The sequence below is a fragment of the Paraburkholderia sp. J69-1 genome (assembly GCF_905220255.1).
In the GTDB taxonomy this organism is placed as follows: Bacteria; Pseudomonadota; Gammaproteobacteria; order Burkholderiales; family Burkholderiaceae; genus Paraburkholderia.
The window spans coordinates 84,679-109,562 of sequence record NZ_CAJMZG010000024.1 but is presented as its reverse complement, the minus strand read 5'-3'; the positions used below and the strand labels follow the sequence as shown (position 1 = coordinate 109,562).

General features: G+C 64.8%; 22 protein-coding genes and 2 pseudogenes. 14 read left to right on the top strand and 10 right to left on the bottom strand.

All coding sequences use genetic code 11. The features are described from left to right. The first annotated feature begins 111 nt into the window (after positions 1 to 111). Genes U5A67_RS33345 through U5A67_RS33335 form a run of 3 tightly spaced genes read left to right on the top strand, consistent with a single transcriptional unit; the run spans position 112 to position 3,509 of the window. Positions 112 to 1,080 (top strand): ABC transporter substrate-binding protein, encoded by a 969-nt coding sequence (locus U5A67_RS33345; protein ID WP_321817676.1) that lies wholly within the window; start codon positions 112 to 114, stop codon positions 1,078 to 1,080. A 44-nt stretch (positions 1,081 to 1,124) separates the two neighbouring features. Continuing rightward, positions 1,125 to 2,399 (top strand): acyl-CoA dehydrogenase family protein, encoded by a 1,275-nt coding sequence (locus U5A67_RS33340; RefSeq protein ID WP_321817675.1) that lies wholly within the window; start codon positions 1,125 to 1,127, stop codon positions 2,397 to 2,399. Between the two features lie 12 nt (positions 2,400 to 2,411). Then, a complete protein-coding gene (locus U5A67_RS33335) occupies positions 2,412 to 3,509 on the top strand; it encodes an LLM class flavin-dependent oxidoreductase (RefSeq protein WP_321817674.1) in 1,098 nt (365 codons plus the stop codon). Positions 3,510 to 3,569: 60 nt separating this feature from the next. On the opposite strand, the gene U5A67_RS33330 is transcribed toward U5A67_RS33335, so the two are convergent. From U5A67_RS33330 to U5A67_RS33310, 5 genes and pseudogenes are all read right to left on the bottom strand, one after another. After that, positions 3,570 to 4,613 carry an ABC transporter substrate-binding protein gene (locus U5A67_RS33330; protein WP_321817673.1) on the bottom strand — a complete coding sequence of 348 codons (1,044 nt, stop codon included), beginning with the start codon at positions 4,611 to 4,613 and terminating at the stop codon, positions 3,570 to 3,572. 35 nt (positions 4,614 to 4,648) lie between these two features. Next, positions 4,649 to 5,470 carry an ABC transporter ATP-binding protein gene (locus U5A67_RS33325; protein ID WP_321817672.1) on the bottom strand — a complete coding sequence of 274 codons (822 nt, stop codon included), beginning with the start codon at positions 5,468 to 5,470 and terminating at the stop codon, positions 4,649 to 4,651. Next, the gene (locus U5A67_RS33320; RefSeq protein WP_321817671.1) at positions 5,464 to 6,501 is read right to left on the bottom strand and encodes an ABC transporter permease; all 1,038 of its coding nucleotides are present in this window, start codon (positions 6,499 to 6,501) and stop codon (positions 5,464 to 5,466) included. The genes U5A67_RS33325 and U5A67_RS33320 overlap by 7 nt, the downstream gene beginning before the upstream one ends. A gap of 23 nt (positions 6,502 to 6,524) precedes the next feature. Continuing rightward, the gene (locus tag U5A67_RS33315) at positions 6,525 to 7,529 is read right to left on the bottom strand and encodes an ABC transporter substrate-binding protein (RefSeq protein ID WP_321817670.1); all 1,005 of its coding nucleotides are present in this window, start codon (positions 7,527 to 7,529) and stop codon (positions 6,525 to 6,527) included. 181 nt (positions 7,530 to 7,710) lie between these two features. Further along, positions 7,711 to 7,854: pseudogene (locus tag U5A67_RS33310) on the bottom strand (LLM class flavin-dependent oxidoreductase); the annotation flags it as partial. 627 nt (positions 7,855 to 8,481) lie between these two features. On the opposite strand from U5A67_RS33310, the gene U5A67_RS33305 reads away from it, so the two are divergent. The 9 genes and pseudogenes from U5A67_RS33305 to U5A67_RS33265 all read left to right on the top strand — a co-directional run bounded on the left by U5A67_RS33305 (position 8,482) and on the right by U5A67_RS33265 (position 17,061). Further along, positions 8,482 to 8,790 carry a helix-turn-helix transcriptional regulator gene (locus U5A67_RS33305; RefSeq protein ID WP_321817669.1) on the top strand — a complete coding sequence of 103 codons (309 nt, stop codon included), beginning with the start codon at positions 8,482 to 8,484 and terminating at the stop codon, positions 8,788 to 8,790. Further along, on the top strand, positions 8,787 to 10,019 hold the full coding sequence (locus tag U5A67_RS33300) for a type II toxin-antitoxin system HipA family toxin (protein ID WP_321817668.1): 1,233 nt from the start codon (positions 8,787 to 8,789) through the stop codon (positions 10,017 to 10,019). The genes U5A67_RS33305 and U5A67_RS33300 overlap by 4 nt, the downstream gene beginning before the upstream one ends. A 116-nt stretch (positions 10,020 to 10,135) precedes the next feature. After that, positions 10,136 to 10,395 (top strand): annotated as a pseudogene (locus U5A67_RS33295) (helix-turn-helix domain-containing protein); the annotation flags it as partial. A gap of 93 nt (positions 10,396 to 10,488) precedes the next feature. Continuing rightward, on the top strand, positions 10,489 to 11,436 hold the full coding sequence (locus U5A67_RS33290; RefSeq protein WP_321817724.1) for an ABC transporter ATP-binding protein: 948 nt from the start codon (positions 10,489 to 10,491) through the stop codon (positions 11,434 to 11,436). A 41-nt stretch (positions 11,437 to 11,477) separates the two neighbouring features. Then, positions 11,478 to 12,239, top strand: a complete 762-nt coding sequence (locus U5A67_RS33285) for an ABC transporter permease (protein ID WP_205983572.1) — start codon at positions 11,478 to 11,480, stop codon at positions 12,237 to 12,239. A 162-nt stretch (positions 12,240 to 12,401) separates the two neighbouring features. Then, positions 12,402 to 13,469, top strand: a complete 1,068-nt coding sequence (locus tag U5A67_RS33280; protein WP_321817667.1) for a sugar ABC transporter substrate-binding protein — start codon at positions 12,402 to 12,404, stop codon at positions 13,467 to 13,469. Positions 13,470 to 13,479: 10 nt separating this feature from the next. Further along, positions 13,480 to 15,051, top strand: a complete 1,572-nt coding sequence (locus U5A67_RS33275; protein ID WP_321817666.1) for a sugar ABC transporter ATP-binding protein — start codon at positions 13,480 to 13,482, stop codon at positions 15,049 to 15,051. Then, positions 15,048 to 16,109, top strand: coding sequence for an ABC transporter permease (locus U5A67_RS33270; protein ID WP_321817665.1), 1,062 nt, complete (start codon positions 15,048 to 15,050; stop codon positions 16,107 to 16,109). Before U5A67_RS33275 ends, U5A67_RS33270 begins: the two co-directional genes overlap by 4 nt. Next, positions 16,102 to 17,061 carry an ABC transporter permease gene (locus U5A67_RS33265; RefSeq protein WP_321817664.1) on the top strand — a complete coding sequence of 320 codons (960 nt, stop codon included), beginning with the start codon at positions 16,102 to 16,104 and terminating at the stop codon, positions 17,059 to 17,061. The genes U5A67_RS33270 and U5A67_RS33265 overlap by 8 nt, the downstream gene beginning before the upstream one ends. A 16-nt stretch (positions 17,062 to 17,077) precedes the next feature. Here U5A67_RS33265 and U5A67_RS33260 read toward each other — a convergent pair whose 3' ends face one another. Then, a complete protein-coding gene (locus tag U5A67_RS33260) occupies positions 17,078 to 18,715 on the bottom strand; it encodes an MFS transporter (protein ID WP_415767975.1) in 1,638 nt (545 codons plus the stop codon). A 165-nt stretch (positions 18,716 to 18,880) separates the two neighbouring features. On the opposite strand from U5A67_RS33260, the gene U5A67_RS33255 reads away from it, so the two are divergent. Next, entirely contained in the window at positions 18,881 to 19,876 is a 996-nt protein-coding gene (locus U5A67_RS33255) for a CAP domain-containing protein (protein ID WP_321817663.1), read from the top strand. 5 nt (positions 19,877 to 19,881) lie between these two features. On the opposite strand, the gene U5A67_RS33250 is transcribed toward U5A67_RS33255, so the two are convergent. After that, positions 19,882 to 20,316, bottom strand: coding sequence for a nuclear transport factor 2 family protein (locus tag U5A67_RS33250; RefSeq protein ID WP_321817662.1), 435 nt, complete (start codon positions 20,314 to 20,316; stop codon positions 19,882 to 19,884). Between the two features lie 35 nt (positions 20,317 to 20,351). After that, positions 20,352 to 22,376 (bottom strand): NADPH-dependent 2,4-dienoyl-CoA reductase, encoded by a 2,025-nt coding sequence (locus U5A67_RS33245; protein WP_321817661.1) that lies wholly within the window; start codon positions 22,374 to 22,376, stop codon positions 20,352 to 20,354. Between the two features lie 101 nt (positions 22,377 to 22,477). Here U5A67_RS33245 and U5A67_RS33240 point away from each other — a divergent pair, with 101 nt between their 5' ends. Then, positions 22,478 to 23,053 carry a PadR family transcriptional regulator gene (locus U5A67_RS33240; RefSeq protein ID WP_321817722.1) on the top strand — a complete coding sequence of 192 codons (576 nt, stop codon included), beginning with the start codon at positions 22,478 to 22,480 and terminating at the stop codon, positions 23,051 to 23,053. Positions 23,054 to 23,076: 23 nt separating this feature from the next. Here U5A67_RS33240 and U5A67_RS33235 read toward each other — a convergent pair whose 3' ends face one another. Both U5A67_RS33235 and U5A67_RS33230 read right to left on the bottom strand, forming a co-directional pair. Continuing rightward, positions 23,077 to 23,397 (bottom strand): hypothetical protein, encoded by a 321-nt coding sequence (locus U5A67_RS33235; protein ID WP_321817660.1) that lies wholly within the window; start codon positions 23,395 to 23,397, stop codon positions 23,077 to 23,079. A gap of 24 nt (positions 23,398 to 23,421) precedes the next feature. Then, the gene (locus U5A67_RS33230; protein WP_415767974.1) at positions 23,422 to 24,882 is read right to left on the bottom strand and encodes an alginate export family protein; all 1,461 of its coding nucleotides are present in this window, start codon (positions 24,880 to 24,882) and stop codon (positions 23,422 to 23,424) included. Positions 24,883 to 24,884 lie beyond the last annotated feature (2 nt).

Here is a 24,884-nt window from a genome sequence, read left to right as displayed (position 1 = left end):
CTTCAAGCCTTGCCATTCCACATTTGCATATTTGTATGGAAGAACAATGCGTTTGCCTTATGGTGATTCGCTCCGTATCGTGTGCTTTTGCCTTTCGATCGAGGACTGTTCATGCGCCGTACTGCCACCCGCACTTCTTCACACCCAGGCTGGCCGCAACGCCTGTCGCGCACGCTGCTCGCGTTCGCCGTCGCGCTGCCCTTGTGCGCGAGCGCCGCCACGCTCAAGGTGGGAGACCAGCAGTTGCAGACGCGTGGCATCCTCGAAGCCTCGGGGCAGCTCAAGGACGTGCCCTATGAGATCCAGTGGTTCAACTTCCCGGCCGCGCAGCCGCTAGGTGAAGCGCTCAATGCGGGCGCCATCGACGTCGGCGGGCTGGGCGACGCGCCGCTAATCTTCGCCTACGCGGCGGGCGCAAAAATCCGCGCGGTGTCCGCAGTGCGCTACAGCCCGGTCGATCTGGCCGTCGTCGTGCCGGGCAAGTCGCTGATTCACAGCGCGGCCGACCTGAAGGGCAAGCGCATCGCCACCACGCGCGGCTCAATTGGTCATTATCTTGCGGTTGCCACGCTGGAGCGCGCGAACCTCAAGCTGACCGACGTGACGTGGTCTTTCATGCAGCCCGCCGATGCGCGTGCCGCGCTGGCCTCGGGCAGCGTCGACGCCTGGGCCACCTGGGATCCCTACGTGGCGCTCGCTGAGGCGCGCGACCATACGCGCAGCATCGCCAACGGCGTGGGCGTGTCGTCGGGGTTGAGCTTCGAAGCGGCCACCGATGCCGCGATCCACGACAAGCACGCCGAGCTCGCTGATTTCCTGCGCCGCGTCGCCGCTGCGCAACGCTGGGCGCTGAACCATCCGGCCGAAGTCGCAGCGATCCAGTCCAGAGCGACCGGCCTGCCCGCGGACGTGCTCACCACCGTCTATCAGCGCGGCCAGTGGCATCCGGTGCCGATCGACGATGGCGTGATCGCCGAGCAGCAGCGCACCGCCGACCTCTATCACCGCGCCGACGTGATCCGCACGCGCCTGGACGTTGCGCCGAGCTTCGACAAGCAGTTCTCGAGCGCCGCGCCCTGAGCGGGCTCACCACGCCACGGCCCCATCGAACAGAACCGACGCCCATGACCCACCGACCGCCCGACACCGTGCTCGGCGCCGCCGATCGCGCCGCGCAACGTCAGCACGACCGCGAACGCGACGCTGACGCCCTCCAGGCGCTCGCCGATCTCGACTCGCCCGCCGCCCAGGCATGGCTAGGCGCATTGAGCGAGGACTTCGCGCGCGGCGCGGCCGCGCTCGACGCCGGCCCGCATTTTCCGCACGACAATCTCGCGCGGCTGCGGCGCGCCGGTCTGCTGGCGCTGACGGTGCCGCGCGCCCTCGGCGGGCGTGAAGCCACGCTCGCGCAAACCCTGCGCGTAGTGCGCGCGATCGCGCGCGGCGAGCCGTCCACGGCACTCGTCTTCGTCATGCAGTGCCTCTACCATCTGCGCCTGCAAGTCAACCCCAACTGGCCTGTAGCGCTCAAGACGCGCATCGCGCGCGAGGCCGTCGAACATGGCGCGCTCATCAACTCGCTGCGCGTCGAGCCGGAACTCGGCTCGCCTTCTCGCGGCGGACTCCCGGCGACGGTTGCGCGTCAGGACGGCGCGCGCTGGATCCTGAACGGCCACAAGCTCTATTCGACCGGCAGTCCCGGGCTCACCTGGTTCGCGGTCTGGGGCCGCACTGACGAGGCCGAGCCGCGCGTCGGCGCCTGGCTTGTGCATCGCGACTCGCCCGGCGTCCGCTTCGGCAAGCCCTGGAATCATCTGGGCATGCGCGCCACAGGCAGCCATGAAGTGATCTTCGAGAACGTCGAAGTACCGCTCGACCAGGCCGTCGATCTGCAACCGCCCGGCCCCGCTAACGGCATGGATCCGGAAACCGCGCTCTGGATGAACGTGCTGCTGCCCGCGATCTACGACGGCGTGGCGCGCGCCGCGCGCGACTGGTTCGTGGACTGGGCCGCACATCGCGTGCCGACGGGTCTGAATGCGCCGCTCGCGAGCCTCGATACCTTCCAGCAGACGGTGGGGCGCATCGACGCCCTGCTGCTCGCCAACCGCGTGCTGCTCGACGCGGGCACGAGCGGTGGCGTGGCCCCCTCCGAAGCGCAGACGCTCAAGTACCTGGTCAGCCGACACGCGATCGACGCCGTCGAAATCGCCCTGGAGGCGAGCAGCAACCCAGGCCTGAGCCGCGACAACGCGCTTGAGCGCCATTACCGCGACGTCCTGTGCGCACGCATCCACACCCCGCAGAACGACGTCGTGCTCGGCAATCTCGGGCGGGCAGCCTTCGCTTCGCCCAACGGGGCCGCAGCGTTGCCCGACACACCATTGCGCTATCGATAAAGGAGCCTTGCTATGAGCGTCGAATTCATCGGCTACGTGAGCCATCAGGAGTCCAGCGAAATTCATCTGCCCAAAGGCGCGGCCGTCAATCCGCCGTGGATTGCCTCGGTCGCGCACGCGCACGAGTATGGCGGCTTCGATCGCGTGCTGATCGCGCATTCGAGCGCATCGCCCGACGGCCTGCAGATCGCCTCGTTCGTCGCGCACCAGACACAGCGGCTTGGCATCCTGCTGGCGCATCGCCCCGGCTTCGTCGCGCCGACGCTGGCCGCGCGCCAGCTCGCGACGCTCGATCACTTCAGCGCGGGCCGCGCCGCCGTGCACATCATCTCCGGCGGCGACGACACCGAGCAGCAACGCGACGGCGACTGGCTCACGCATGACGCGCGCTACCGCCGTACGGACGAATACCTGGACCTCGTCAAGCGCGCCTGGACCAGCGACGCGCCTTTCGATCATGAGGGCGAGTTCTACCGTGTCGCTGCACATCGTTCGCAGCTCAGGCCCTTGCAACGGCCGCATCTGCCTGTGTATTTCGGAGGCTCGTCGGACGCGGCCATCGCGGTGGCGGGCAAACACGCCGACGTGTACGCGTTGTGGGGCGAATCGCTCGACGCCGTACGCGACACCATTGCGCGCGTGCGCGCCGCGGCCGCCCTGCATGGCCGCGCGCAGACGATCCGCTTCAGCCTCTCGCTGCGGCCGATCCTCGCCGCCACTGAAGACGCCGCCTGGGCACGCGCCGAGTCCATCCTCGCGCGTGCCCAGGACGTGGTGGCCCGCTCGCCCAATTTCACGCGCCGCCCCAAAGAACCTCAAAACACCGGCTCGCAGCGCCTGCTGGCCGAAGCCGCCAAAGGCCTGGTCGTCGATGCGCGCCTGTGGACTGGCATCACGGCGCTCACGCGCGCCGCCGGAAATTCGACGGCGCTCGTGGGCACCCCGCAGCAGGTGGCGGATGCGCTGCTCGAATACCGCAAGCTGGGGGTCTCGACGTTCCTGATTCGCGGCTTCGATCCGCTGGAAGATGCGCTCGCCTATGGCCGCGATCTGCTGCCGCTCGTGCGCGCCGCCGTCGCAAAGGAAGAAGCCGCGCTGCGGGCGGCCTGAGCTTCGCATCCGGGTTGCTCGCCGCGCCCGGAGTGACGCGGCGAGCAACCCGGATGACGCTCAGGCCAACACGTCGGCGAAAACGCGCGACGCAAAACGGTTCGAATCGGTGCTCGCGTTGAGCACGCCCACGGTCTTGAGATCGTCTGCGTACAGGGCGATCTCCTTGCGGAACGCGTCGCCCACCGGATGATGATGGTCTGTGTGGCTCTTGAGCATGGCCGTGAGCTGGCCTATGTCCGCCTTCGGCGCGTAGGCCGAAAACACGCGGGCAGCTTCGTCCGGGTGGTTCGCGCTCCATTCGGTCGCTTCCAGCAAGGCAGCGGTAAGCGCCTGCGTGGTCGCGCGATCCTTGCGCACCATCGTGCCGCGCACGCCCAGCACGCAACACACGCGATTCGCGTACTCGCCGCACAGATTGTTCGACACCTCGTAGAGATGATCCGATTCGCGCAGCGTCCAGATGGTCGGGTCGCCGTCGGCGATCGCCTGCACTTCGCCCTTCTTGAGGGCCTCGCCGAGCAGGTTGGCCGGGTACTGACGCCAGCGCACGTCCGCATCCGGGTCGACGCCGATCTTCTTGAGCGTAATGGCGAAGAAGTTCTTGGCCGGGCTCGCCATATCGCTCACCCCCACCGTGCGGCCCTTGAGGCCCGCGAGATCGACGATGCCGGAGCTCTTCGTGGCAAGCAGGCGCATGCAGCCGCCGTGAATGCCCGCAGTGAGCTTGACGTCGAAGCCCTGCTCCAGCGGCTTGATCCAGCGCAGCGCCATGCCGACGCCCGCATCCGACTTGCCGGTGGCAATGGCCTCCAGCAACTGGTCGGTCGAGCCGGAGAAGTTGACGAGTTCGACGTCCAGCCCGCGCTTGCGAAAAAAGCCCTGGGTCAGCGCGACGGGAACCGGCGCGGTGCAGATGGCTCCGGCATTCCACGAAAGCTTGAGGGATTTCGCGCCCTCATCGGCCAATGCACGAGTCGCGGGCAAGCCAAACGAGAGGCCGCCGAATGCAGCGGCACCGGTAGCGAGCGCGGTCTTGCGCAGCCAGTCGCGACGTTGCGGGGAGGATGGCGAGTCGAGGACATCCGAAGCAAGCGGATTCATAGGTGTGGCGGTTCCGTGTAAGTAGATAGAGGTTTTCAGGCTTCGAGTCCGAGCTGCGCGAGCACGGCCCGGCGCAACTCCACCAGCGCGGGATCGTCGCGATGGCGCGGGTACGGCGCGTCGTTGCGGACTTCGCTGACGATGCGCGCGGGCCGTGCGCTGAACACCACGACGCGGTTGGCCATCACCAGCGCCTCCTCGACGTCGTGCGTGACGAACAGCACCGAAAAGCGCTCGCGCTGCCAGAGCGCCACCAGTTCGGCCTGCATACGCATGCGCGTGAGCGAATCGAGCTTGCCGAACGGTTCATCGAGCGCAAGCAAGGCGGGATCATTGACGAGACCGCGCGCGAGCGCCGCGCGTTGCGCCATGCCGCCCGATAGCTGATGCGGCCAGGCATGAGCGAAGTCAGCGAGGCCAACACGCGCGAGCGCGGCGTCGATGCGCGCCTCGACATCGACCGTCCGCGCGCCTTGCGCCTGCGGCCCGAGCGCCACGTTCTCGCGCACCGTGCGCCAGGGAAACAGCGTCGGATCCTGAAACACCAGCACGCGCGAGGGATTGGGTGCGCGCACCGCCACGCCCCGGGCTTCGACGGTGCCGGTGTCGGGCGTCTCCAGCCCCGCGACGAGCCGCAGCAAGGTGGATTTGCCACAGCCACTGGGCCCCAGCAGCGCGACGAATTCGCCCGGCGCAACGCTCAGGCTGACGTCGTCGAGCACAGGCAGCGTATCGCCGCGCAGCGCGAAACCGTGGCTCACATGGCGGATATCGATACGCGCCCCCGCGCATTTCGTCTTGCCCGACGATGCCTGTACGGCCTGCGCTTCGTTCAGCGCGTCTTGTGCGATCACCATTTGAGCAGCCCCTTTTGCCAGCCAAGCACACGATCACGCACCCGGAACAACAAGGTGATGAGACCCGAACACATCAGCGCCATCACCAGCAGGCCCGCGTACATATTCGAATAGGCAGCCCAACCTTGGGCCCACTGCAGGTACCAGCCCAGGCCCGCTTTTACCCCCATCATTTCCGCGACGATGAGCACCGAAAACGACGCGCCCAGCCCCATGAACAGGCCGACGAACACCGAAGGCAGCGCGGCCGGAATCGCCACGCGCAAAATCAGGAAACCGGGACGCGCACCGAGCGTGCGGGCGACGTCGTAGAACGCCGGGTTGACACCCGCGACGCCTGACCAGGTCAGCACCGCCACCGGAAACGCAGACGCCAGCGCGATCAGGAACACGCTCGCGCTGAAGCTTGACGGAAAGAAGAAGAACGCCAGCGGCAACCAAGCGGTGGCGGGCAGCGGCCCCACCAGGCGCAGCAGCGGATGCAGCCAGTAGCCCACCGCGCGCGACCAGCCGATGCTCACCCCCACCACGAAGCCCGTGAGCGCGCCGAGGGCATAGCCGTACACCAGCAGCCCGAACGAGTGCGCGACGCTGGACGCGAGCCGTGCGTAATCGTCGAAGAAGACGGCGATCAAGGCCTCGGGCGGCGCAAAGAACGGGCGCGGCAGCCATTCGAGCTTGGCCGTGGCGATTTCCCACGCACTCACACCCAACGCCAGCGCCAGCAGCCATGGGCCCACCGTCAGCCAGCCGCGCGGGGGGCCGACCTGCACGCGACGCGTGCGCGCAGCCAATGTGAGCGTCAATGTCAGGGCCAATGACAACAGCGCCAGTAGCAGTTCGAGCGCGAGCAGCGCATCGGTATGCGGCCAGTCGTCGAGGCTCGGCCAGACGCGTGTGACTGCCGCCGCGCCCAGCCAGCCGAGCGCGGCAAGCGCCCCTGTGACGCCATGTCGACCGGGGCGGCGAAACGGCCTGCGCTGCGCCGCGTCCGGCAACGCGCCGGGTGAGGTTTCTGCTTGAGTTGACATGAATACGGACTCCGAATGATCTATCAGGCGATGCCGATTTGCGTATCGGCGAGTGCCGCCACGTCGAGCGCGTGCGGCAGGATGCCGTCTCGTACCGCGACGTCGGCCACTTTCTGCAGCGTGGCGATATCGCCCGAGGTCACGAAACGTTGCCGGAGCGCCGAGCGTTGCGTGATGACGAGCGCCGTGTCAGGCGACGTGCGGGTGAGCTTGCCGTACACCTCGGCATAGGCCTGCGGATGGGCCAGCGCCCAGTTGCCCGCACGTTGCAGACGCAACAGCACGTCGGCGATGGCGGCGCGCTTGAGGGGATCGGCGTGCGCCGCGCCCGACGTTGTGATGAAACTCAGTGCGCTATTGATGCCGGTGCCGTCGCGCAGCACGCGCGCGCCGCGCGAAACCGCAATGCCGTAGTAGGGGTCGAAGGTGGCCCACGCCTCAATAGACCCGGACGCGAAAGCCGCGAAGGCGTCCACAGGCAGGATGTAGCGGATCTGGATGTCTGCGCGCGCTAGACCCGCTTCGGCGAGTGCGCCGTCGAGCTGGTACTCCGAAATGCTGCCGCGCGCCGACGAAACGAACACAGTACGGCCTTTGAGCTGTGCGACGCTGCCTATGCCGGAATGCTGCGGCACGAGGATGCCGAGCTGCGTGGGTGATCCGGCGCGCGTGGCGACGATGCGCAGCGACGGGTCGCCCGTTGCCGCCGCAAGCACCGGAAGATCTCCGGCGGGCGCGATATCGACGGCATTGGCGCGCTGCGCCTCAAACAGGGGCGCGGCGCCCTGGAAATTGGCCCAGCGGTACGTGTAAGGCGTGCCGTCCAGCACGCGCGACGCCTCGGCGAGCGCACGCAGGCCACCAGCCTGATCGCCCAGCACGAGCGTGACGCCCGTGAGGTCGCGCGCAGCGGCAGCGTGACCGGCCGTGGAATTGCAGAGCACCGCTGCCGGTGCGGTAGCGAGTGCGCCCAGCGCACCGAGCATGCGTCGGCGCAGACGGAACGACGTGATAGTGGAGCGTGCCATAGTCCCTCGCTAGCGATGTCGATGCCAAGACTAGCGGCGAACCCAGGCAGTGTGAATCATTCTCTTTTTATATGTTTATCTCACGATATCATTTATCACTTGCATAATTTCATGATTGGAAACGCGGCCACCAACTACGCAGCATCGGGGGCAGTCACCACTGCGCGCCCCAACAGCGCAAGGCCTCGCCCTGGAACCCGCGCTCGCTATCGTCGGCAATCTGCTCAGGGGGGCCGACGATTACGCGATGTCCTCCGCCGCCCGCCAGCGTGCGGATCAGTTCGCGCACCATATGGCCGCCGCGCCTGGCCTTGGCGAGCGTGGCAGAAGCCGGAGTTAAAGGCATGCCATTCGGCGAGTCGTCGCGGACTCAGCGCGACGGGTGTAATGGTAATCGCAGCGATCGCGTAGGCAGCGAGGCGGCTCGCCAGAATGAGCGGTGGCGCGGCACTCAGCGATCAAGGATCGCTTACGCGCGCTGGCAGATGTGCCGGTTACGCATGAGCTGCTCTACTGCGATACGTCGTGTGGTCCGACGGTGCAGGTCGCATAACGATGTGCCGATATGATGCGTTTGCCGAAGCAGAACTGAAAAAGACGGTGTGAAACTAAGCTTCTCGACACGGCAACTGGACGGCAGGTGCCGCGCTCAAAGCTTACCGGTGACTTGTCATGCTACCCGCTTTTGAAAAGCGCGCAAACTACCGGTCCGTATCGAGCACGTCGGGGCAACCTCCTTGCTTCCAGCGTCTGAAGTAGCAGATGACGAACTTGCATTCTATGCGATAGCTGGCGAGCCGATGCGGTGATCTGACGCTTTAATACAATTTTCGGGGGCCGTGTCGCGGCTCTATTTGGCCCTTGCAAGTCGTTGGAAGGCTTCACGCCGCGACAAAATAATATCTATTACAATGATCTTTATACCTAATTTAGCACGATAAAACATATTTTAATGCTCTTTAAATTGGCTACGCCACAAGAAGTTGCAGGAGAGATCGGCCGCCGAATTCGCGATCGCAGGCTGAGTCTCAATCTGACGCAGGCCGAAACGGCGGCTCGCGCCGGAGCGTCCCTTGGCGCGCTGCAGAATCTGGAGCGAACGGGACTAGTCACCGTGGAGGTGCTGTTACGTGTGGCCGGCGCACTCGGCATGCTTGACCAACTTGAGCCAGTGTTTGTGACGAAGTCAGTCAGTATCGAGCAGATGGAGGCGGCCAGCCAAAAGCGTCGCCGCGCCAGTCGCAAAGTGGACAAGAAATGAAAAAGCTCAACGTGATCTATGCCGGCTGGGGTGAACGCGTAGAACTTGCCCAGTTGGCCGATGATGGCCGGAGCCTGCTATTTCAGTACACGCCAACAGCGCTCGCTTATGGCCTTGAGCTCTCGCCTTACCATCTTCCTCTATCGCGCGACGCCTACGGCGCGTTCCCCTCTCATCAGCAGCGCTTGCCAGGACTTGTCAGCGATGCGCTGCCGGACGGCTGGGGTATGTTACTGACGGACAGGCTCTTTCGTCAGATGAACATCGATGTCGCGACGATCTCTCCGCTGGATCGGCTTGCCTTCATCGGTGAGGATGCCATGGGCGCATTGGTGTTCGAGCCAGCGTCCGCCGATCATCTGGAAGCACACGATGTTGAGCTTCTCCAACTCGCGCAGAGCGTACGCGGTGTACTCGCTGGAGATAGTGAAGACATGCTGCGCGAACTCGCGTTGATGGGGGGCTCTCCCCACGGCGCTCGCCCGAAGGTCCGGGTGAACTTCGATCGCAAAGCGAACGTTACCTCGACTTCGGAAAATGCCCCCGGCAGCCCTTGGCTGGTCAAATTCCCCGGGCAAAACGAGCAGGCCGAGGCCTGCGCAATCGAATTTGTCTATGCCGACATGGCGCGGCTGGCAGGTATTAAGATGCCGGAAACACATCTTTTTAGCCTGTCAGATGAACTGGCTGCATTTGGCATCGAACGGTTCGATAGAACAAACGGAAAGCGCGCGCCAATCCATACGGTAGCCGGTCTGGCACATGCAGATTTCCGGCATCCGACGCTCGATTATCTTTCCGTGCTCCGTCTCACCAGGTTCCTCACAGCCGATGAACGTGAGGTGCTCGAAATGTATCGCCGCTGCGTCTTCAACGTTGTCTTCTACAATCGTGACGATCATTCAAAAAGTCTCTCGTTCCTGCTGCGCGAAGACGGCCAATGGAGCGTCGCTCCCGGATACGATCTAACTTTCAACGAGGGGCCCGGGGGCTATCACCAGATGGACGTCTGCGGTGAAGCCATGCGAATTAGCCGCTCTCACCTGCTCGACCTTGCCGCGAAGGCTGGACTTCGACAGAATGCCGCCAAGCAAGTTATCGATCAGGCATGTGAGGCTGCAGGGCATCTCCAGAATGTCGGCAGCAATATGCCAGTCAGTCAGAGCACATGGAGTCACATTTCAAAGAAGGTCGAAGCGTCGCGGCGCCTTGTCGGCTTAGGAAAATAGACAACGATAGAGGCGGAATCTAGGTGCCTGGAATCCGTCCCGGAACGTTCTAGCCGAGCGACTCAAAGACCTGATGCTGGCATTAGCGCTACCGTGCCCCACCACATTCAGGTGTTTTGCCCAATGACCGACTCAAGGTGATCCAGGCGGTGGTCGAGACGCGTTTGAAGCCCAGTCACGCTGCTGAGAGGCTCGGCCTGAGCGTGCGCCAGGTTGAACGGCTGGTACTGCGGTACCGGGCCGCGGGCGTAGCCGGGCTGGTCTCGGGCAACGTGGTCGTCCCGGCGATCACCAGTTGCCGCCCGGAAAGGCACAGCGGGCGCTGGCACTGATCCGTGAGCGTTATGCGGATTTCGGGCCGACGCTGGCCTGCGAGTGGCGGGGGCAAAATAACCCCCAGCCAGACACCCAAAACCGCAGGATCAGGCCACTTCAATGCCTCATCCCCAATTCTGGTAATGTCTCGCACATGCAAACGATCCTCTCCGTCGAGAATCTCTCGAAAGTCTACGCATCGGGATTTCACGCGCTCACGAGCATCAATCTGGATATCGAGCGCGGCGAAATTTTTGCGCTGCTAGGCCCGAACGGCGCCGGCAAGACCACGCTGATCAGCATCATTTGCGGCATCGTCAATGCCAGCGAAGGTCATGTGCGTGTTGCCGGTCACGATATCCTTACCGACTACCGTGCCGCGCGCTCGCTCATCGGCCTGGTGCCCCAGGAACTGACAACCGACGCGTTCGAAACCGTCTGGGCGACCGTCTCGTTCAGTCGCGGTCTGTTCGGCAAGCCGCCCAATCCCGCCTATGTCGAGCGCGTGCTGCGCGATCTCTCGCTGTGGGAAAAGCGTAACAACAAGATCCTCACGCTGTCGGGCGGGATGAAACGCCGCGTGCTGATTGCGAAGGCACTCGCGCACGAGCCGCAGATCCTGTTTCTGGACGAACCAACCGCAGGCGTGGACGTCGAGCTGCGCCGCGATATGTGGGAACTCGTCCGCGGCCTCAAGGCTAACGGCGTGACGGTCATCCTGACGACCCACTATATCGACGAAGCCGAAGAAATGGCCGACCGGATCGGTGTAATCAACGCGGGCAAGATCATGCTCGTCGAGCGCAAGGACGCGCTCATGCGCAAGCTCGGCCGCAAGCAGTTGACCTTGCAATTGCCCACGCCGTTGAGCGCGATTCCGCCTGAACTCGCCGCCTGGCGTCTCGAACTGGCCGACAGCGGCACCGAACTCACCTACACCTACGACGCCGAGAACGAGCGCAACGACATCATCACACTGCTCAAGGATCTGAGCGACGCGGGCATCGGCTTCACGGATCTGAAAACGAGCCAGAGTTCGCTGGAAGACATTTTCGTGAGCCTGGTGAGCAAAGTCCCGCAATCCGCCACGCCCCAGTCGTAGAAAATCGGTCGTAAAGACCGCAAGGAACAGGTGATTTCCCGATGAATATCCACGCAATCCGCGCCATTTACCGGTTTGAAATGGCACGCACCCGGCGCACTCTGATGCAGAGCATCGTCGCGCCGGTGATTTCGACTTCGCTTTATTTCATTGTGTTTGGCTCCGCGATCGGTTCGCGCATCAAGGAAGTGAATGGCGTGAGTTACGGGGCGTTCATCGTGCCGGGGCTGATCATGCTGTCGCTGCTGTCGCAGAGCATTTCGAATGCGTCGTTCGGCATCTACTTTCCGCGCTTCACGGGCACGATTTACGAACTGCTGTCCGCGCCGGTGTCGTACTTCGAAATCGTGATCAGTTATGTGGGCGCGGCGGCCACCAAATCGGTCGTGCTCGGGCTCATCATTCTCGCCACGGCCGCGCTTTTCGTGCCGGTCCAGATCCTGCATCCGGTGTGGATGGTGCTGTTCCTGCTGCTCACTGCGGTCACGTTCAGTCTGCTGGGCTTCATCATCGGCATCTGGGCCGATAACTTCGAGAAGCTGCAGATCGTGCCGCTGCTGATCATCACGCCGCTGACTTTCCTCGGCGGGAGTTTTTATTCCGTCGATATGCTGCCGCCGGCCTGGCGCGTGATTACGCTATTCAATCCTATCGTCTATCTGATCAGCGCGTTTCGCTGGAGTTTTTATGGGCTCGCGGATGTGGCGGTCGGCGTGAGTCTGGGCATGACGGCGGCATTTCTTGCGCTCTTTCTAGGCATTACCGCCTGGATCTTCAAGACCGGTTATCGGCTGAAGGCCTGAGGTCGCGCCACGAGCGGATTCGCCTGTAAGCAATCCACGTCGGGCGATCTATCCTTAGCTCGATTCAATGTTTTACCGGCAGGCTCGTGCCGTTTAGATTCGCAGCACAGCGCGATTTCCGCCCTTCCGCCGGAAACGCCGTGACAACGAATCGACGACGACATGAGCCACGAGACACTCCACCCGCAAGCCCCCTTCAAACGCGCCGCCACGGCGCGTGCCGTCACCTTCGCCGTCACCTTCGCCATCGCATTCGCAACGCTGGGCGCGCTGGCCGGTTTCAGCGCCACAGCGCACGCCCAGGGCAACGCCGATGTGCCTTCGCTCAAAGGCAAGCGCATCGGCATCACGGCGGTCGGCACCGATCATTACTGGGATTTGAAGGCCTATCAAGGCGCCATCGACGAGGTGAAGCGTTTGGGCGGCACGCCCATCGCGCTCGATGCGGGGCGTAACGATAATCGCCAGATAGCGCAGATTCAGACACTGATCGCGCAGAAGCCCGACGCCATCATCGAACAGCTCGGCACCGGGACCGTGCTGGAGCCGTGGCTGCAGAAAATCCGCCAGGCCGGCATCCCCTTGTTCACGATCGACACGGCGTCGCCGTCGAGCCTGAACGACACCACTTCGGATAACTTTTTTATCGGCGAGCAACTGGCGCTCAAGCTCGTCAACGATATTCACGGCGAAGGCAATATTCTCGTTTTCAACGGCTTTTACGGCGTCCCCGTGTGCGCAATCCGCTATGACCAGCTGAAGGCGGTGCTCAAGTACTACCCGAAGGTGCATATCATCGAGCCCGAGTTGCGCGATGTGATTCCGAACACCGTGCAAAGCGCTTACGCGCAGGTGAGCCAGTTGCTGGCGAAATATCCGAAGGGGCAAATTTCGGCGATCTGGGCGGCGTGGGACGTGCCGCAAGTGGGCGCGACCCAGGCCGTCGATGCGGCGCATCGCAACGAGATCCGCACCTATGCCGTCGATGGCAGCCCGGACGTCGTCACGCTCGTGAAGGACCCGAAGTCGAGCGCCGCCGCCGTGGTCGCGCAGCAGCCCGCGCTGATCGGCAAAACGGCCGTCGACAATGTCGCGCGCTATCTCGCCGGCGAGCGCAATCTGCCGCCCTACACCTATGTGCCGTCGATTCTCGTGACCAAGGACAACGCGGGCGACGTGCAGAAAACGCTCGGCCAGGACGCGCAGACCGGTCAGCTTGCGTCGAAGTGAGCACGCTCGCATGAGTACATCGAACGGCGGCGCGCCTGCGCTCGAACTGCGCGGGCTCGTGAAGCAGTATGGCGGCGTGCATGCGCTGCGCGGCGCGTCCTTGAGCGCCGCACACGGCACCGTGCATGGCCTGATCGGCCAGAACGGCGCGGGCAAGTCCACGCTCATCAAGATTCTCGCGGGGCTGGAGCGCGCGGACGCGGGCGAGATTCGTGTCGATGGCGTGCAGATCGACGCCGGCGCGCGCAGCAGGATCGCTTTCATTCATCAGGAGCGGCTGCTGTCGCCGACCTTCAGCGTGGCCGAAGCACTCGCGCTCGACGACGAACCCACGGTCGCACCGCGCGCGCGCGCCCTTCGCGCCCTGCTCCCGCTCGATGTGCGCCGCATGCGCCGGCGTGCCATCGAGGCGCTGGGGGAACATTTCGGCATCGCCTTGCCGCCGGACCGACTGATCGGCGAACTCAGCGTTGCCGAGCAGCAGATCGTGCAGATCACGCGCGCGCTGATCCGCTCGCCGCGCATTCTGGTATTCGACGAGCCGACTGCCGCGCTCGTAAGCCGCGAAGTCGATCGCCTGCTGCGGACCATCGATCAACTGCGTGCGCGCGGCCTGACGATTCTCTATGTTTCGCACTATCTGAACGAGATCACTTCGCTGTGCGACGGCGTGACGGTGCTGCGCGATGGCGCCGATGTCGCACACGTCGACGCCCGCGAAGCGCCCATCGAAACGCTGGTTTCGGCGATGATCGGCGCGCAGCCCGCGGCGCGTGCGCGCCGCGCCTCGGCGTCGTTGTTGCAGGATGTCGTGCTGGAGGCGCGCGATCTGCATGCGCCGGGCCGCTTCGGGCCGCTTTCGTTCACGCTGCGGCGTGGGGAAGTGCTGGGCGTGACGGGGCTGGTCGGTTCGGGCGGCAAGCCGCTGGTGCGCAGTCTGTTCGGTCTGGAGCGCGGCGTGCTGGGCGAATTGCGCGTGCGTGGCAAGACCGTGCGCCTGCGTCGTCCCGCCGACGCGGTGCGCAAAGGCATCGCCTTCGTACCCGAAGATCGCCGTCGTCAGGGCGTGGCAACTGCCCTGCCCGTGCGCGACAATCTTTCGCTGCCCGCCCTCGCCGGTTTCAGTCGCTTCGGTCTGATCGACACGCGCCGCGAAACGGCGGCAGCGCGCGCACTGATCGACACGCTCGGCGTGCGCACGGCGGGCCCGCTGGCGCCGGTGCGGCATCTGTCGGGCGGCAACCAGCAGAAGGTGGCGCTCGGCAAGTGGCTGGGCCGCGCGACTGTCGACGGCGCCGCCATTTATCTCCTCGACGAACCGACCGTGGGCGTCGATGTCGGCGCGAAGGCGGATATCTACCGGCTGATCGACACTTTGGTCGCACAAGGCGCGGCGGTGCTGATTTTCTCAAGCGACCTACACGAACTGCTCGATGTGACCGACCGCGTGCTGGTGTTGGCGCGCGGCGCGATCGTGCAGGACGTGCCATCACATGCGGTTACGACACTGGATCTGCTGGCGTGGGCCACGCTCGCGCGCACGGGGGATTCGGACGTAGCGAAACAGGAGGGCGCGGCATGACCGGCAAGCTAATCGGGCGCGTCGACGCGCTGCCTGCCAAAAATGCAGCCGATCGCGCTGATCCAGGCACGACGCAACCCGGCGGCGGTGCGAGCGCGCAATTCTGGGTTCGCGGCGGCGCCGTGCTGGCCTTCGCGCTGGTATTCGCGGTTTTCGCGGCCACTTCGCCGCTCTTTCTGACACTCGCGAATCTCGCGAATATCGTGCAGCAATCGGCCGTGGTCGGCGTGCTTGGTCTGGGCCTCACGGCGGTGCTGATCGGCGGCGGCGCCGATCCGATCAAAGGCGGTCTCGATCTCTCGATCGCAGCGAACATGGGGCTGTGCGCCGCCGTGCATGCCGTTGCCCTGCGCGCGGGCGCGCCCGCCACGGCGGCCGTGGGATTCGCGCTGGCGGCGGGCGTGGCGGTCGGCGCGCTGAACGCCTTTGCCGTGCTCGGCCTGCGCATCCTGCCGTTGCTCGCCACGCTCACGACGATGAATCTCTGCGCTGGCCTCGAACTCGTGCTCACGCAGAACACCTCGGTGCCAGCGGCTTCGCCGCTAATGGCGTTTCTGATCGACGAAGGCACGTTCGGCATTGCGCATCTCGCCACCGCGCTGCTAGCCGTCGCCGCGGTGTTTACGGTGCTGGTGCACTACACGCCGTTCGGGCTGCGCCTGCGCGCCAGCGGCGAACACGCGCAGGCCGCCCGCGCGGCGGGTTTAAACGTGCGCGGCTACGTGGCCGCGAGCTATCTGCTCGGCGGGCTGGCGGCCGCGCTGGCTGCACTGGCTTCGTCGGCGTTGCTGAGCGGCAGTTCGCCCGGCGCGGGCGAAAACCTGCTGGCCGTGGTGGCGTCCGCGCTGCTCGGCGTCGTGTTCTCGCGACGCATGGTGCCGACCATGCCCGGCACGCTGCTGGCGGTGCTCTTTATCGGCGGCGTCGGCAACGGGTTTCAGCTCGATAACGTCTCCAGCTACTGGGTCAATGGCGTCGAAGGCGCGCTGATCCTGTTCGTCGTCGCCACGACGGCGCTGCTGCGCCGCCGTCACCTCGGAACTCACGCTCATGACTGATTGGTTCGCGCGCGTTCAGCGCTTTTCGCTACCGGGCGCCTTGCTGGCCGTCAGCGTGTTTTTCGCGCTTTGCTCGCCGGGTTTCGCGCGGCCCGGCAATCTCGCCGATGTCCTGCTCAACAACTTCGCCCTGCTGGCGATTGCCGCGCTGGGCATGACGCTGGCGTTGTCGATTGGCGCGGTCGATCTGTCGATCGGCACGGCGATCGACGTCAGCAGTCTCGTGTTTGTGATCCTGAGCGCGCATCACGTCGGTGTGCCGCTGGCGGCGCTGGCCGCGCTCGCTGCGGCCTTGCTGGTGGGCGTGTTCAATGGCGTGCTGGTTTCGGGGCTGGGCATTGCGCCGTTTCTCGCCACGCTCGGCACGCTGTTCATCGGCCAGACCTTGCAGCAACTCGCCACCGACGGCGGGCAGCCGGTCTATCTGCTCGGCGTCGATCTGCCGGCGCTGTTCGGCGCACTCGCGCACGGCACTTTCGCGGACGTGCCAGTGCCGCTGTGGATCGTGGCCGTGCTCGCGCTGATCGTGCACGTTGCGCTCGCGCATTCGGTGTTTGGGCGCCACAGCGCGGCGCTCGGCACGCAACCGGGCGTCGCGCGTTATTCGGGTCTGCCGGTTGCGGCGATTATCGTGGCGACCTTCGTTGCGGGCGCATTAATTTATGGCGTCGTGGGTCTGCTGCTTTCGTCGATGGTGAAAGCGTATGTGCCGCAAGCCGGTAACGGCTATCTGCTCAACGCGATTGGCGCGACCTTTATCGGCACCACGCTTTCGCGCGCGCGGCGGCCCAATGTGCCGGGTACGCTGCTGGGCGTGCTGCTGTTGAGTCTTGTGGCCAATGGCTTGCTGCTGATCGGCTGGAATTTTTACTGGCAGCAGGTGGCCACGGGCGTGCTGATTTTTGCGGTGCTCGCGCTGAGTTTTGCTTCGCGGCGCGGGGAACTGGTTTGACGTGAAATTGAGGTGATCAGCTCGCACCGGCGTCCCTCGCGCGCGTCTGCGGGCTGATCGCCACCGCCGCGATCCCCGCCGCGGCAAACGCACACACGGCGCACACGGCGGCAACGGCACGCAGCGCATCGATGATGGCATCGGCCTCCACTTGCGCCGCCGTCGCGGCGGGCAAATCATACGCGCCTGCGGCCGCCGTCGCGCCGTGCTCATCGGCTTCCAGCAACTGCGCGCTGCAGCGCGCATCCTGCGGCACATGCAACGCGTCCAGCCGGGACGCCAGCGCCGCATCGTGCGACCACACGAACACAATGCCCAGCACCGCAATCGCCAGCAGACCCGCCACGCGCGCGACGGCGTTATTGATCCCGGACGCCACGCCGGTCCGCTCGCCGGACACCGCGCCCATCACGGCTGTGGTGAGCGGCGCAACCGTGATCGTCATACCCAGGCCGAGCACGGCGAGCGCGGGAAAGAAGCCGGTCCAATAGCCGCCGCGCACGAGCGGCAGCGCCAATAACAGAAAGCCGATTCCGGCGATGCCGGGCCCGATCGTCAGCAGCGCGCGCGAACCGAAGCGGTTCGTCAGTCCGCCGGTGAAGCGCGACAGCAAACCAATCGCGACCGGCACCGGCAACAGCGCCGCGCCCGCTTCAGTCGCGCTGTAACCGTGCGCGCGAATCAGCGTAAAGGGCAGGAAGAAGAACGCGCCGCCCAGCCCGAAATACAGCAGCAGCGTGACCAGATTGGCGGCGGTGAAATCGCGCGAGCGGAACACGTCGAGCGGCATCATCGGGTTCGCGCTGCGCGCTTCGATCAGCACGAATACCGCCAGCACGAGCACGCCCGCGCCCATCGCTCCCAGCACCCAGGGATGCGCAAAGCCGCCCGCCGACGCCTGGGTCAAACCGAACGTGAGCGCCGCCAGCCCCGCCGCCGCGCTAAAAGCGCCCGCCCAGTCGAGCTGGCGCGGCGCATCGGCCTTTTGGCTGTTGGGCACCGACGATATCGCCAGCGCAATCGTGAGCGCGGCGAGCGGCAGGTTCAGAAAGAAGATCGCGCGCCACGAAAAGGCATCGACGAGCCAGCCGCCCGCCACCGGCCCCACCGCCGACGTGATCGCACCCACGCCCGCCCAGGTGCCGATGGCGCGTCCGCGCGACGCATCGTCGAAGACCGCGCCGATAATCGCGAGGCTGCTGGGCACGAGCAGCGCGGCACCGACGCCCTGAACCGCGCGCGCCGCGATCAGCGCGGCGGCGCTGGGCGCAAACCCGCAAGCCGCCGACGCCAGCGTAAACAGCGCAATGCCCGCGACAAATACCGTGCGGCGCCCGAGCCGGTCGCCCATCGACCCGCCCACCAGCACCAGCGAGCCGAGAAAAAGCAGATAGGCATTGACGACCCACTGCATCGCCGCCACACTCGCGCCCAGTTCGCGCTGGATGGACGGCAAGGCGACGTTGACGACCGAGCCGTCGATGAACGCCATGCTCGAACCGAGGATCGTCGCGGCAAGCGCGAGCCGCTTGTGCCGGCACGGACGGTCGAGCGCCATGGGCTGGGCGTGGATGACGAGTTCATCGCACGGGCTGGCCTGCGCGGCGATAACACGCACGGTCCTGCGCTCACGATCGGGGAGAATCCGGTTCACCAGGTTCGCTCTGTTGCGGATCGACGCTCACCCGAGTCTGTTCGCGCCCACAAGGCAAGTCAACCCAGCGCCCGGCAAGTCGCAAAAACGGCCCTAAATTCGACCGATCTGGGGCCGATATGCAGTTTTGGACGCAGGAATGCGTCGCCATCATACATTCACACGATGTACCGCAAGACGTTTTCCGCTGCCCTGTTTTCGATCACCGCATTGCACCTCTCCGGGTGCGCGACGCGCCACACCGCCAGCGAGGCAGCCGCTGCGCCCTATACCGGGCCGCGCATCACGCTGCACGCCGCGCCCGGTACTCACGCAATCGCCGATTTATCCGACGAAAGGACGACGAGCGCCATCGCCTTTTTGAATGCGCGCCGCGCGGAACTGGGTTTGAGCGCACTGGCATCCGACCCGCTTATTGCCAAAGCGGCGCAGGCGCACGCGTCCTATCTCGAAGTAAACCGCGCGGCGGGCCACGAAGAACGCGCCGGCCTGCCCGGCTTTTCCGCCGCCGATGTCACCGCGCGCGTGCGTCTGCACACGCAAACGGCCGGCGCCAGCGAGGTGTTTGCGGTCTATGGCGGCCAGCGCGCACCGGCGCTGCCCATCGAGGAGATTTTCGACTCGCCCTACCATCGCGGCGCGATGCTCTACGACTGGGGCCGCGCGGGCGAAGCCGTGGCATCTGGCAATAGCCAGATCGTCGTGGTCGATTTCGCCGATCCGCAGCCGGCCATCGGCGCTACCGAACTCGTGGCCTATCCCTACAACGGGCAAAAAGATGCGCCGCTCGCGTGGCAGGACATCGAGCAGCCCGACCCCATGGGCCCCGATACGCGTTACCGGGGCGCGATCCTCGGCTATCCGATCACCCTGAGCGGAGGCACCAACGCGCATATCGAACTGGCCACCTTCGATTTGCGCGACCCGCATGGCAAGAAAGTGCGCTGCCAGATCGCGCCGCTGACCGCCGCCGACGCCGGCCGCAATACCGCCGTGTGCACGCCGTTTTCGCCGCTGCGCCCGCACACCACCTACAGCGTGCGCGCGACCGGTCTGCTGACGCAGCAATTCGGCGTGGCCAACGCGCCCTTCGACCTCGAATGGTCTTTCACGACATCAGCGGCGCACGCGCGTTCGTGGTTGCAGCAACCGCACGCCTGACGCGATCAGGCTTTATACGCGGGCAGAAACTGCGCGAGCCGCGCGCCCATTTCGGCGCCCAGCACCTGCAATGCGTTGAACGGCCGGATCATCACTTCGAATTCGACGATAAGACCGGCTTCGTCGAAACGAATCATGTCGATGCCCTTGAGCGCCTTGTCCTGCACCGTCGCGCTGAACTCGAGCACGAGGTCCAGGCCATCGGCGCTGCTGAACTGGCGGTGATAGGTGAAGTTTTCGAAGATCGTGATCACGGTGCGCAGCGCCATCAGCAAGGCGGGCGCGGAGCCGTAGGGCTTGAACGCCATCGGCGAGCGGAACACGGCTTCGGGATGAACAATCGACTCGAGTTTGCCGAGGTCCTTGCTGGCCACCATGTCATGCCAGATCGCGAGCGAGCGCGCAACGGCGGGCGTCAGATTCAATGCATCGTTATTCATAGGCAGTCCGTATCAATAGGAATTAAACCACGCGCTCAGAGCAAAGTGGCCAGCGTCGTGCCTTCGTGAATCGCACGCTTTGCGTCGAGTTCGGCCGCTTCCGCCGCGCCGCCGATCACATAAACCGTACGTCCTGCCGCCTGCAACTGATCGGCGAGTTCGCGCAGCGGTTCCTGGCCCGCGCAGATCACCACGTTATCGACCGCGAGCGTGTGCGACTGACCGTCTATAGTCACGTGCAGCCCTTCATCGTCGATCCGCTGATACTCCACCGACGACGTCATACCCACGCCGCGCGCCTTGAGCGCCGTGCGGTGAATCCATCCAGTAGTCTTGCCGAGCGTTTCGCCCACCTTCGAGCGACGGCGTTGCAACAGATGCACGCGCCGGGCCGCTGGCCCCACCGCTGCCTCGCGCAAGCCGCCGCGCTCGGCGTAACCGGTATCCACGCCCCATTCGGCGAAGAACTTCTGCGCATCGAGACTCGCGGATTCGCCTTCATGCACGAGATATTCGGCCACATCGAAGCCGATGCCGCCCGCACCGACAATCGCCACATCCCGCCCCACCGGCTTGCCGTCGCGCAGCACGTCCAGATAGCCCAGCACCTTGGTGTGACCGGCGCCTTCGATACGCAGTTCGCGCGGCAGCACGCCAGTCGCCACGACCACTTCGTCAAACCCTTCCTGCATCAACGCCTGCGCACTCGCGCGCGTGCCCAGACGCAACTCCACGCCGGTCAGTTCGATCTGGCGGCGGAAGTAGCGCAGCGTTTCGTAGAACTCCTCCTTGCCCGGCACCTCTTTGGCGATATTGAACTGGCCGCCAATCTCCTCGCTGGCCTCGAAAAGCGTCACGCGATGCCCACGGCGCGCCGCCGTCACCGCACAGGCGAGCCCCGCCGGGCCCGCACCCACGACCGCCACGCGCTTTTGCCGCGTCGCCGGTTCGATCACGATTTCCGTCTCGTGGCAGGCACGCGGATTCACGAGGCAGGACGTGACCTTGCCCGCGAAAGTATGGTCCAGACACGCCTGATTGCAGCCGATACAGGTGTTGATCTCATCAGCGCGGCCTTCGCTGGCCTTGCGCACGAAATCCGCGTCGGCGAGAAACGGGCGCGCCATCGACACCATGTCGCACACGCCATCCGTCAGCAACTGCTCAGCGAGTTCGGGGGTATTGATGCGATTGGTGGCGACCAGCGGCACCGAGACCTTGCCCATCAACTGCTGCGTGACCCACGCCCACGCGCCGCGCGGCACCTTGGTGGCGATGGTAGGAATGCGCGCTTCGTGCCAGCCAATGCCGGTATTGATGATGGTCGCGCCCGCCTGTTCGATCGCCTGGGCAAGCTGGGTCACTTCCTCCAGCGTCGAGCCGCCTTCCACCAGATCGAGCATCGAAAGCCTGTAAATGATGATGAATTCGCGGCCCACACGCTCGCGCACGCGGCGCACGATTTCCACCGCGAAGCGGATGCGGTTTTCGTAACTGCCGCCCCACTGATCCGTGCGCTGGTTGGTGCGCATCGCAATGAACTCGTTGATGAGGTAACCCTCGGAGCCCATGATTTCGACGCCGTCGTAACCCGCGTGTTGCGCCAGCGCCGCACAGCGCACGAAGTCGCCGATGGTTTCCTCGACTTCGTCGCCACTTAGTGCGTGCGGCATGAACGGATTGATCGGCGCCTGCAACGCGCTGGGCGCAACCAGCATCGGCTGATACGAATAACGGCCGAAGTGCAGGATCTGCATGGCGATCTTGCCGCCTTCGGCATGCACGGCGTGCGTGATCGTGCGGTGGTGTTCGGCTTCTTCCTCGGTGCTCAGCATGGCGCCGCCGTGCATCGGGCGCCCGCGTTCGTTCGGCGCGATGCCGCCCGTGACGATCAAGCCCACATCGCCGCGCGCGCGTTCCGCATAGAACGCAGCCATGCGCTCGAAGCCGTTGGGTGCCTCCTCCAGACCGACGTGCATGGAACCCATCAGCACGCGGTTCTTCAAGGTCGTGAAGCCCAGATCGAGTGGGCGCAGCAAGTGGGGATAGTGTTTTGTCATGTTTATGCAACTGGTTGCACGAAGGTGCAGCCGATAATGCAACCAGTTGCATAGAGAGTCAAGCGGATGCGAAAATTTGGAAAACTTCCTCTATATCGCCGATGTCACTCCCGCACGCTCTGCTCACTGCCCTGGTCGAACGGTCCTGTTCCGGATCGGAACTGGCCGCGCGTTTCGACCGCTCGATCGGTTATTTCTGGCATGCGACCCATCAGCAGATTTATCGCGAACTGGCGCGCATGGAGGAAGCCGGACTGATCGAATCGCTGCCGGAAGAAAACACGCGCGGGCGCAAGCGTGCGTATCGCGTGCTGCCGGCCGGGCGCGCGCAATTAAAGGACTGGATCGCTCAGGAGGATGAACCCGCCGCGCTGCGCGACGAATTCATGGTGCGCCTGCGGGCCGAAGCGGCGGTCGGGCCCACGGGGCTGGATCGGGAAATCCAGCGGCGGATCGGCCTGCATGAAGCGAAGCTCGCGCTGTATCGGGAAATCGAGGAGCGCGACTTTCCTGCGGAGCCGGAAGATCGCGAAACCGCGCTGCATCATCTGGTGTTGCAGGCGGGCGTTCGCTATGAGGAAAACTGGCTGGAGCTGCTGAAAGAAGCGCTCGTTGCGCTTCAGAAACCGTCCCGCGTATCGAAGCCCAGGCGCAAAAAAGCGGTTGGCGCCGCATAATCGACACCAACCGCTTTCGTTTTTCACCAGAATTGCGGCAACGCGCCCGCACTATTCAGATTGAGCTTTGCCGCACTCTTGCGGCGGCGCAGCAGCTTCACCTGAGTCTGCGCGATATCGCGCCACGCCTCTACGGCGCGGCGCACGGCCGAATCGAACGATTCGTCCTCGACCGTGCAGCGCCCATCCACCGTGATCTGCCAGCCGTGCCGCGTGCGCGTGCAACTCACGCGTTCGTCTTCCATGAGATCGGCGTACCAGCGCCACAGGCGCGCATCGTCGATGTTGGCGCGCGCGGCGGCAGTCAGCCGCGCGACTTCGAGGCTATGCATCTGCTTGACCATCTCGTTCCCCTGTATTCCTATCGCTCACCAGCCGAATTTCGCTTCCACGCCGACGTAATCCGCGTTGCGTGCGCCCAATGCGCGGATCGAATCGCCCACCTCGAAATGCACGGCTTCGAGCGCCAGCGCCACGTTGTCGTTGACGATCCAGTCCGCGCGCACCTGCGCATACATACCGGTCCAGCTACTGCCCTTGCCCGCCGTGCCCGGCACGGTCGCCATGCCCTGCCCGTAGATGGCGTCGGCGGTGGTCTCGCGCCACTGAAAGCCGAGCGCGGTCAGCAAGGTCACCTTCGGCGTGACCTTGAAGGTCAGCGAGGGCTTGACGTGAATCAGGTTGCTGTAGCCCGCATAGCCCGCGAGCGTGAAGTAATAGCCGTTCGGAAACAGCGGATTGAAGGTGCCCACCCGCCCATCGCCCGGATGCCGGTCGCCCGACGCGCCATCCACCTGCAGGCCCACGCGCGGCGTGCCCGGCAGCGCCGCCAGCGTATAGCCGCCCAGCGCGCCGAAGGCCCAGGCGCTCACGGTATCGGCGCCCACGCGGCCGGTCTGGAACATCGTTTCCACGTCCCAGTCGAACGGCGCCGATTTGCCCGCATAGCGCGCATCGAACACATCACGCCGCTCGTTGCCGCTCGCATCGATAAAACGCGCGTTATCGCGCTCGTAACGCGACCAGTACGCGGATAGATCGCCCGGCCCGACGCTCGCCCGCTCCACGCGCACGCCGCTGAACATGAGATGACCGTTCGAGACATCGTCGAAGGTATCCACGTCGCGGTATTGCACCGGCTGCGTCAGATAGCCGATAAAGCGCCACTTGCCGATCTCGTAGTCGGCCCACAGCGCATCGAAGGCTTGACGCACGTTCGGGCCGTCGCGCACGGAAATGAAACGCTGCAAGTCGAACGCCATTTCCTGGCGCCCGACCCGCGCCTTGAACGTGCCGCCGCCCACGCCATAGACGAAAGCCACAAAAGCCTGCTCGATATCGATCGGATTTTTATCGACCGGCGTGACCGAATCCTTGCCGTACGGGCGCGCATCTTCAAGCTGGAAGAACGCCTGTACATGCTCGCCGAAGCGCGCATCGGCATGGACCTGTGCGCGCTGGATCAGCCAGCTATCGGCTTTGGTCGCGCCCAGGCCAAACAGCGGCGTATTGTTCAGTTCGAAGCGCTCGCGCAGATTCGCGCCGAGAGAGAGATACCAGGACGGATCGCTCGACAGCGGAATGTATTTGAGCGTATCGAGCGGTTTGCGCGGCACGCACGGATTGGCCAGCGCGCTCCAGTCTTCCTGCCAGCGATTGAACGATGGGATCGGACGCTGCGCATTGCAGGCTGCCGATGCCGGTGCGGTTGCCGTCTGCGCGTGCGCCGTGCCCACGTTCAAACCGGCGAACACCGCGCCCGCAAGCGCAGCACGCCGCCACGTGAAAGCCTGCATACGCACACTCCTGCCTCTCTTGCTCGTGTGCATGC